The 795-nt window shown below is 70.7% G+C and carries 2 protein-coding genes; one reads left to right on the top strand and one right to left on the bottom strand.

Translation table 11 applies throughout. The features are described from left to right. Nucleotides 1–541: tRNA (5-methylaminomethyl-2-thiouridine)(34)-methyltransferase MnmD (gene mnmD / locus ACH107_RS33225; protein WP_412509843.1), on the bottom strand; the 541-nt coding region annotated here is incomplete at its 3' end. Nucleotides 542–605: 64 nt separating this feature from the next. On the opposite strand from mnmD, the gene ACH107_RS33230 reads away from it, so the two are divergent. Further along, nucleotides 606–795 (top strand): FAD-dependent oxidoreductase (locus ACH107_RS33230; protein ID WP_412509844.1); only part of this gene is annotated, 190 nt, incomplete at its 3' end.

Genomic DNA, 795 nt, shown 5'->3' on the forward strand with positions numbered 1-795 from the left:
CGGTGTGCGCGCCCACCTGCGCCATCAGGTCCGCGCCCCACAGTTCGGGGTTCCTGGCGGGCGAGAACCCGTCGAGGAACCACGCGTCGGCCCGGCCTGCCCAGCCCGGCAGGGTGTCTCGCGCATCACCCACGATCACCTGCAGCTCGATCCCCGGGTCCATCGCGATCACGCGCCGGCCCGCGCCCCAGCCCGCCAGCAACGGCTCAGCCACGGCCACCAGCTCGGGAAACGGCGCCAGCGCGCGTGCCATCTCGGCCGCGCGCATCGGCCACCCCTCGAAGCTGGTGAACCGCAGGCGGCCCGGCGCACCGGCCTGACGCCATGCCAGCACCGTCGTCAGGAAATTCAGCCCGGTGCCGAAACCCAGTTCGGCCACGTGGAACCCGTCCCGGAACCGCCCCGGCAGGCCGTTGCCGTCAAGGAACACGTGCCGTGTCTCGGCCAAGCCGTCCTGCAGGCTGAAATACGGATCGTCGAACCGGGTCGAGACCGGCACGGCATCCTCACGCCACTCAAGCTCGGCGCGCTGGTCCGGCATACCACGTTCCTGTAAGGCTGCTTGCGAATACGCGCGACCATGACGGGGGATCACGGGTTTGGCAATGGCGGATATAACGGTGATGGGCGCGGGCATCTTCGGGCTGTCCTGCGCGTGGTGCTGCCTGAAACGGGGCGCGCGCGTCCGCGTGATCGACCCGGGCGGGCCGGGGGCCGGTGCCTCGGGCGGGATCGTCGGCGCGCTGGCGCCGCACGTGCCCGAGAACTGGAACGACAAGAAGGCGTTCCAGTTCG

Source organism: Roseovarius halophilus (ex Wu et al. 2025), assembly GCF_047086965.1.